The sequence below is a fragment of the Labrys sp. 22185 genome (assembly GCF_052045555.1).
Classification (GTDB): Bacteria; Pseudomonadota; Alphaproteobacteria; order Rhizobiales; family Labraceae; genus Labrys; species Labrys neptuniae.
In genome coordinates this window covers 1-7,683 of sequence record NZ_JBQEPH010000080.1, presented here as the reverse complement: position 1 = coordinate 7,683, position 7,683 = coordinate 1, and the positions used below count along the sequence as shown (strand labels likewise).

Annotated in this window: 5 protein-coding genes and 4 pseudogenes; 3 read left to right on the top strand and 6 right to left on the bottom strand. The window is 61.7% G+C overall.

Going from position 1 to position 7,683, the window contains the following annotated elements; translation table 11 throughout:
• Positions 1-638: 638 nt before the first annotated feature.
• Positions 639-971: a hypothetical protein gene (locus ACTJKX_RS37450; protein WP_440726370.1), complete on the bottom strand. Its 333-nt coding sequence runs from the start codon at positions 969-971 to the stop codon at positions 639-641.
• Between the two features lie 62 nt (positions 972-1,033).
• Here ACTJKX_RS37450 and ACTJKX_RS37445 point away from each other — a divergent pair, with 62 nt between their 5' ends.
• The gene (locus ACTJKX_RS37445) at positions 1,034-1,183 is read left to right on the top strand and encodes an IS3 family transposase (protein ID WP_440726492.1); all 150 of its coding nucleotides are present in this window, start codon (positions 1,034-1,036) and stop codon (positions 1,181-1,183) included.
• Positions 1,184-1,417: 234 nt separating this feature from the next.
• Here ACTJKX_RS37445 and ACTJKX_RS37440 read toward each other — a convergent pair whose 3' ends face one another.
• Together ACTJKX_RS37440 and ACTJKX_RS37435 are read right to left on the bottom strand one after the other, a co-directional pair.
• Positions 1,418-3,376, bottom strand: a complete 1,959-nt coding sequence (locus ACTJKX_RS37440; protein ID WP_394310819.1) for a family 2A encapsulin nanocompartment cargo protein cysteine desulfurase — start codon at positions 3,374-3,376, stop codon at positions 1,418-1,420.
• A gap of 277 nt (positions 3,377-3,653) precedes the next feature.
• A complete protein-coding gene (locus ACTJKX_RS37435; RefSeq protein WP_068283297.1) occupies positions 3,654-4,601 on the bottom strand; it encodes a family 2A encapsulin nanocompartment shell protein in 948 nt (315 codons plus the stop codon).
• Positions 4,602-5,611: 1,010 nt separating this feature from the next.
• On the opposite strand from ACTJKX_RS37435, the pseudogene ACTJKX_RS37430 reads away from it, so the two are divergent.
• Positions 5,612-6,015: pseudogene (locus tag ACTJKX_RS37430) on the top strand (transposase); the annotation flags it as partial.
• Positions 6,016-6,090: 75 nt separating this feature from the next.
• Here ACTJKX_RS37430 and ACTJKX_RS37425 read toward each other — a convergent pair.
• The 3 genes and pseudogenes from ACTJKX_RS37425 to ACTJKX_RS37415 form a co-directional block, all read right to left on the bottom strand.
• Positions 6,091-6,321 (bottom strand): annotated as a pseudogene (locus ACTJKX_RS37425) (transposase); the annotation flags it as partial.
• Positions 6,309-6,482, bottom strand: a pseudogene (locus ACTJKX_RS37420) (sigma factor-like helix-turn-helix DNA-binding protein); the annotation flags it as partial. The pseudogenes ACTJKX_RS37425 and ACTJKX_RS37420, both read right to left, overlap by 13 nt.
• A gap of 250 nt (positions 6,483-6,732) precedes the next feature.
• Entirely contained in the window at positions 6,733-7,092 is a 360-nt protein-coding gene (locus ACTJKX_RS37415; RefSeq protein WP_440728429.1) for a hypothetical protein, read from the bottom strand.
• Between the two features lie 282 nt (positions 7,093-7,374).
• Between ACTJKX_RS37415 and ACTJKX_RS37410 the strand changes: the two are divergent.
• Positions 7,375-7,683 (top strand): annotated as a pseudogene (locus ACTJKX_RS37410) (IS110 family transposase); the annotation flags it as partial.

Genomic DNA, 7,683 nt, shown 5'->3' with positions numbered 1-7,683 from the left:
ATCAACCTCTCCCACAAGGCAGATGTTGAATCAGCTCACAAGCCACCTGTCACATCACAATCGATTCATCGATCGCAGGACATGCTCTAGCGGCTGCGGATCGAAGCCATCTGAATCCGACGATTTCGATCCACTACGCTTACGGATCGTACAGTATAGAGTGTCTCTATGAAATGCCTATAGCTAACGTCTACAGCTTTCCTGCCTGCACTTTTCTCTTTTTTCGTGGCAATATTCTCGCGTGGACTGCCCACATTCGCTTAATGTCGTCCTCGCTGATAATTTTTACACGCGATGGCCTGATATTATTCTTGGGCTCCGTCGGCGCCGCAGCCTTTGCGATCTGCATCAGGAAGGCGCTTTGTTGTAGGGGAGAGACGTCGTGTCCCTCAAAGAAGGCGCAAATCAACTTCTCTAGAGATTGGAAGATACGATCCGTATTGCTGGCGGGTGTCATCGATGGGCTTTCGGGTATTGGTGCTCTGATCGTCTGATCTCAGCTCTTTCTTGGCACGCTTCGTGGCGGCGCGCTCGTTAATTGTTTTGTAGCTTTACTAATTTCTTGCAGACCAGCTGCCATTCCTCACGATCGATGCAACTCGAACTCGGCCCCCGATGCAAGAATCGCGGCACCCATGCTAGATTGGGTTGAGAATGTCCGGCTCATTGTAGGTCGACGAATTCACTTTGGTGGAGCGAGAGGATTTGAACCTCCGACCCCCAGTCCCGCAGGCGATGATTATCTTGCTCGACTGGAATGTCGGCGTGCCCACGGCGTGCGGTGCGACGGCTGCGTGGCTCGGCCGGGGCGAACTGAATGACGAGGAAGCCGAGGCCAGCGTCGTCGCTGATACGAGGCGCGGATCGCCGCACTTAAGCGCAAGGTGGGCCAACTCACCATGGAACTGGGCCTTGCCAAAAAAAACGCCGCGCCAGCCGATCGCCGGCGACAGCGAGAGATCCTTCATCATCACCGGCCCTCGGGCTGCTCTGTCAGACGGGTGTGTGAAGTGATCGATCTGCCGAGGAATTCATTCTACTATCGCGCCACGGCCAGAACGACACAGAACTTGTCACCCTCATTGAGGACATCCAGGACGAACTGCCCTGCTACGGCTATCGGCGGGTGACCCACGAGCTTTGCCGCCGCAGCCGTCTGGTCAACCATAAGTGCGTAGCCTGAGTGATGAGGGCGGCAGGTTTGGGCATCAAGCCGCGCAGGCGCTATGCGCGCACAACCGACAGTAATCACGATTCTCCAATCTACCCGAACCTCTATCGCAATCTGATCCCCGATCGCCCCGACATAGTGTGGGTTGCCGACTTCACATATTGTCTGCCATCGACAATCCGTCGGGCCCTATCTGGCTGGGCAAATAGGCTTCGGAGAGCGGACTGGAAGTCCGCGCTCCGAAGATCACCAACCCCGCCCGCTCTGGATCCTTCTCAGCGCCGTTACCAGCGCGTCGACATCCTCATACGTATTGTAGAAGGCCAGTGACGGCCGCACCGTGCTTTCCAGGCCGAAGCGGCGCAGGATCGGCTGGGCGCAATGATGGCCGGCGCGCACCGCGATGCCCTCGCGGTCGAGCGCCACGCCGACATCCTGGGTCCGGCAGCCGTCGAGCACGAAGGAGAGCACGCTCGCCTTGTCCCTGGCGGTGCCGATCAGCTTGAGGCCGGGCACGGTGAGCATGTGCTCGGTGGCGTAGACCAGCAGTTCATGCTCATAGCGACCGATCACATCCATGCCGATTGTCTCGACATAGTCGAGCGCCGCGCCGAGCCCGACGGCGTCGGCGATGTTGCCGGTGCCGGCCTCGAAGCGCTCGGGCGGCCCGTGATAGATCGTCTTCTCGAAGGTGACGTCGGCGATCATGTTGCCGCCGCCCTGCCAGGGCGGCAGATGGGCGAGCACGTCGGGCTTGCCATGCACCACGCCGATGCCGGTCGGACCGAATACCTTGTGGCCGGAGAACACGAAGAAGTCGGCATCGAGCGCCTGCACGTCGGTGCGCATATGCGAGACCGACTGTGCACCGTCGACAATCACCGTGGCGCCATGGCGCTTGGCGATGGCCACCATCTCCCGGGCCGGCGTTACCGTGCCGAGCGCGTTGGAGACCTGCGTGATCGAGACGATGCGCGTGCGCGGATTGATGAGCTTCTCATATTCCTCAAGAATGATTTGGCCGGTGTCGTCGACCGGCGCGACACGCAATTTGGCGCCCTTCTCGGCGGCCAGCATCTGCCAGGGCACGATATTGGCATGATGCTCCAACCAGGTAACCAGGATCTCGTCACCTTCCCCGACATGGCGGCGGCCGAAGGCCTGCGCGATCAGGTTGATGCCCTCGGTGGTGCCGCGCACGAAGATGATGTCGCGCGTCGAACCGGCATTGAGGAAGCGCCGTACCTTCTCGCGCGCGCCCTCATAGGCATCGGTGGCCCGCGCCGCCAGCGCATGGGCCGCGCGATGGATGTTGGAGTTCTCATGCTCGTAGAAATGGCTGAGGCGATCGATCACCGCCTGCGGCTTCTGAGTGGTTGCCGCATTGTCGAGCCAGATCAAAGGCTTGCCATGCACCTGCGTCTGCAGGATCGGGAAGTCCCGCTTGACCGCGTTCGCATCGAAGGGACGGCCTGACGGAGCGAGATCCGGCACCGCGTCGGGACGCAATTCCAAGGTAACCGCACTGAAATCGGGCAGGCGCGAGGCGGCCGGCACGGCGGGCAAGGCAGCCTGGGCGGGAACGGACGGCGGGCTCTGCGGCACGGGAGGAACGGAGGGCGGAGCGGCAACAGGCGAAGCAGGCAGCTGCGCAGGCGCCAGGGACTGGCCGTCGCGCAGGAAATAATAGCCATCCTGGGACGGCTGGGCGATCGAGCCGGGGATGGAAGCCGTGGACGGCGCCTGCAGGGGCGCCGAGGCCGCCGCATCCGGGCGCAGCAGCGAGAGGAATTCAGCGATACCGGCGGGCAATACCGAAAAATCGATCTGGGTGGGCACGGCAGGCACGAAGGGGCCGGCCGAGCCGCCGGGCTGCGGCACGTCCGAGGGAATGGCCGAGGCGCCCGACAAAGGCTGCGGCGCGGTGGCGGGCGCGATCGGGATGCTCGGCGTTGGCACGATCGAAGGTATGGTCACCGGCGGCAGATCGGGCGGGCCGACGGGGGGCCGGGCCGGCGCCTGAGGGGCGACGCTGGTGGTGATGGAGGGCGCCGGCGCCAGGGTCGGGCTCGGGGGGACGGCCGGCACGGTCGGCGCCAGCGGCACGGTGCCCTGGCTGGGCGGCGCCTGGAACAGGGCGTTGGCAAGATCGGCCAGCACCGCCGGATCCGGCCAGGACGGGGGAGAGGAAATGCCTGTCGTCATCGAGCGGGAGCTCCTTGGAGACGTCCGCCGGACGGTACCGGGGATCATCATGGCATACGGTGGGAATCGGATCAGCAGCGCTCTTCTACAAGGTCAGAGTCGCCCCTCACCCTTACCCTCTCCCCGCAGTGCGGGGCGAGGGAGATGGTGACGTCGCATCTTCTCCAGCACGCTCAGCGCCTCGCCTAGTTGACGCCACACTCGGCGCCCCCTCGCCCCGCACTTGCGGGGAGAGGGTAAGGGCGAGGGGCGGCGCGCCCTGTCGGATCAACCCCACTCAGACATATTTGTCGGGATAGTCGTGGTACTTGCCGACCTCGACACCTTCCAGCACGGCCAGGGCATCATGGGTAAGGATGGCCGAGGAGCAGTAGAGCGAGATCAGGTAGGAGGCGATGGCCTTGCGGTTGATGCCCATGAAGCGCACCGACAGGCTGGGCTGTACCTCGCCGGGAACACCCGGCTGGAACAGACCGATGACGCCCTGCTTCTTCTCGCCGGTGCGCAGCAGCAGGATGTTGCTCTTGCCCTTGGCGTCGACCTCGAGCTTGTCGCTCGGCACCAGCGGCAGGCCGCGCCAGGTCAGGAAGGGCGTGCCGAACAGGGTGACCGTTGGCGGCGGCACGCCACGGCGGGTGCATTCGCGGCCGAAGGCGGCGATGGCGCGCGGGTGAGCCAGAAAGAAGGAGGGCTCCTTCCAGACCTTGGTGATCAGTTCGTCCAGGTCGTCGGGCGTGGGCGCGCCGGTCCGGGTCTTGATGCGCTGGCCGGCCTGCGCATTGGGCAGGAGGCCGTATTCCTTGTTGTTGACCAGTTCGTTCTCCTGCTTTTCCTTCACCTTCTCGATCAGGAGCCTGAGCTGTTCCTGGATCTGGTCATAGGGATGGGAGTAGAGATCGGAGACGCGGGTCTGCACGTCGAGCACCGTGGTGACGGCATTGAGCGAATATTCGCGCGGCGCCTCCTCATAGTCGACGAAGGTCTCCGGCAGGTCCGGATCCTGGTCGCGGCGGGGAGAGCACTCGACCTCGGCGCTGATGTCGCCCTGGTCTTCCTTGACCCGGTTGAGGCGATAGATGCCGGCTTCCACCGGTGTCCAGGGCAGGAAGGAAACTAGCCAGCGCGGCGTGATGCCGGACCACTGGGCCCTGGTCTTGGTGGCGTTGGCAAGCTGCCTTGCCGCCGCCTCGTTCAATGTCCGGCGGACGGCGGGTTCGTCGGCCATACGGTGCTCCTTGTCTGGTTCGTGCTGCGGAAAGAAGTCCTGATTCGACGTATATCCGGCGCGCCGAAGCCCCGGACAAATGCCCTAACAACCGACATGCCGCGTGGCTTCCTCAAATCCCGTATACCTTGTGTGAAATAGGCCGAGCCGGCGGGCATGCGGCTATTTCCGCGCCGAGATTTTGAGGGGCGGTTGCCTTGGTACCGGCGCCGGACCGGGCGTGTGTTGAGCCTCCCGATAGAAGGCGAGCGCCTTTTCGATGAGACCGACGGACCGATGAAAGCGGTCGGAGAGCACCAGGATCGTCTGGTCCTGGGTAAAGCCGTCCTCGCGCAGAGCCTCGAAGGCCTCGCCGATATCGAGCCATTGCGCCGGCGCCGGCCGCGATCGGGCTTGGTCGGGTCGAGCAGTTCGGCAATCAGGGTCAGGAATTGCGGCGAGGCATAGGCTTCCCGCAACCAGGCTCCCGCCTGCTGCTTGGCGGCTACGATACGGCCTTGCGCAATCAACCGACGCAGATGGGCGGTGCGCGGGCAAAAGCGCGCCTTCGTCACGGTGCTCGCGCGCCCCGCATCGATGGCGCTCCTCGCTTCGCGCGTCGTACCGGCCACGCCCAACCCCACGCGGCTCAGGCCTTGGCCGCCATCGATCCAGGGGGAGCAGCGAGGCAAGGCCAAATGTCATTGTCGGTTCCGTGATGCGGAAGTGAGGCTGAAATGCAGCTTCCGTCGAAATATATAATTTGTCTATAGAAATAGTAGTAAATAAAAATTTACAACAATCGAACCGCATTCGCCGATGACGTACAGAATCTTTCGCGCTTTCGGGATTGACTGCTTCCAAATCGATGAGGCCGGGATCCGTGATCATCTCGGCGAGATGGTGGGCGGAACGGTGGAGGAGACGCTGAACGCACTGCTGGATGCTGAGGCGGACCGGCTTTGCGGTGCCGGTCGCTATGAGCGAGCGAAGGGCGACAGGACACGCGAGCGGGCAGTTACGAGCGCACGCTGGAGACCGTTGCCGGCGAAGCGAGATTAAAGATTCCAAAGCTGCGCCGCCAAACGTTTGAGACGCGATCATTGAGCGCTACCGGTGGCGCGAGTGTTCTGTCGAGGAAGCGCTGATTGAGATGTATCTTGCCGGGATTTCGGTTCGGCGCGTTGAAGACATCACTGAGACTCTGTGGGCACTCGAGTGAGGCCGAGCACAGTCTCGAATCTGAACAAAAAATATCTACGCCAAGATCGAGGCGTGGCGCCATCGGCCGATCGCGGGCGATCATCCCTATCTTTATCTTGACGGCATCGTCATGAAGCGCAGTTGGGCCGGCGAGGTCCGCAGCGTGTCATTGCTGGTGGCCTCGGCGGTCAATAGCGAGGGCTTTCGGGAGATTCTGGGCATCTGCGAGGGCGCCAAAGAGGACAAATCCGGCTGGTCGGCCTTTCTACGCCACCTCATCGGTCGCGGGTCAAGAGCGTCCAACTCGTCATCTCCGGCGCCTGCAGGGGCGGGCGGCCCGCAGCTTGTGCCGCAAGACCTCCGCCTGGGTCTGATAGCCAAGACATTTGCGGGGTGTGGTGTTGAGGTGATGGCAAAGCTACCGGAAGAGGGGATCATCGAGTGACGGGGGATCGACGTCCCTCGGCAGCCATTTGCGGGCACGGCGATTGGTGTTTTCGACGGTGCCTTTCTGCCACGGCGATTGGGGATCGCAAAACCGGCTTCGCGAGCTCGCAGCAGATAGGTCAACACCGAAGTCTTGCTGATCCTCAGGCGCTCGGCCACCTCGCGCGCGGAAAGTCCCTGGCCGTATCTCAGGCGCAGGATCGCGTGCACATCCTTCATGTCCGTTCGTCTCGCTTGCTTCCGCTTTGGCATCGCACCTCTCAAAGCCCAAATGAGAGGCGGCTATGCCAGAATGGCGCTCGCGATAGTCAGCCCTGAAAAGCCCCGAAACGACCGGTCAGGATTTAGCGGAATCGCCGGTCGGGAATTACTGAAATCGGTGGTCGGGAATTAGCGAAACACGCACTAGCCATTGGCGGACGATGCCGTTCTTCTGCCCGATCCGGGCCTCATCTTCGAACCGATCTCGATTGGTTTGCACCTGAGCAGATGACGCTCGCGTCTACGCGGCCCCCTCCGCCGCATTTCCTTCCCCGGAACTCGGTCTATATAAAATGCTGATCGTCCATTTCGTCGCGCCCGCGAACGCTTCCAGGCCGTTATTCAGCGCATTTAAATCCGCGTCTGTACTATCTGCCAGCACGCAAAAAGCCCGGCCATTAGCGAAGCAGCGCAAGGAAAGCAGATTCAGACCGGCGCGTGCGCAAACTGTCGCAAGGTTTGCGATGCCATACCAATCCAAAGCAGAAAACTGAACTTCGTAGCTCAGCTCACAATTAGGAAAGTCGGTACGCGATTGCAGGATCTGCGCAATCGGCACCGCATCAGCACCACAATTAGAAATATTGCCATCGCCGCTCATCGCGCGCTCCTTCCGGCGGTTACCACCTAATATGCGGAAGAAAACGGGTTGTTTTCTTCGCTTTAGCTGTATTTTTTTCGCGCCCGCAATCTGAGGGTCAAATCGGCGCGTCGTCAGCCTATACGGTAAATGATCGGCATAGCCTCAGCAAGACCTTGTCCCACCACATGCTGAAACCCGAGCCATAGCGCCACAACGAAGGCAGGAACCAGCCAAGGCCGAAGGAGCGCGGATCATGGCCTTGGGCTCTTGCCTGTGGCGAACTCACGAAAGATGCGGCGGATGAAGGCCAAATCGCAGGCGATGATCACATTGAAAACGCTGATCATCAACGCGCCAGAGGAACTGCGCGCAGCACTCGAGCAGATCAAGGGGCCAATCACCCTGATCCGCCACATTGCTGCACTCAGACCCGGAGACATGACGTCACCAGCCGCATCGGCGAAAGCGTCGATGCGAGCAATTGCGCGCCGCTGGCTTGCGTTACACGAGGAGATCCAAATCCACGAGCAGGAGCTCGAGCGCATGGTTCGAGAAAAAGCGCCGAAACTTATGAAAGCGCATGGCATCTCGACAATGACCATGGCCGAA

Excerpts from the sequence above, each read along its gene's own strand:
- ACTJKX_RS37450 (WP_440726370.1), bottom strand. The coding sequence starts at position 971 with ATGATGAAGGATCTCTCGCTGTCGCCGGCGATCGGCTGGCGCGGCGTT.
- ACTJKX_RS37440 (WP_394310819.1), bottom strand. The coding sequence starts at position 3,376 with ATGACGACAGGCATTTCCTCTCCCCCGTCCTGGCCGGATCCGGCGGTG.
- ACTJKX_RS37435 (WP_068283297.1), bottom strand. The coding sequence starts at position 4,601 with ATGGCCGACGAACCCGCCGTCCGCCGGACATTGAACGAGGCGGCGGCA.
- ACTJKX_RS37415 (WP_440728429.1), bottom strand. The coding sequence starts at position 7,092 with ATGAGCGGCGATGGCAATATTTCTAATTGTGGTGCTGATGCGGTGCCG.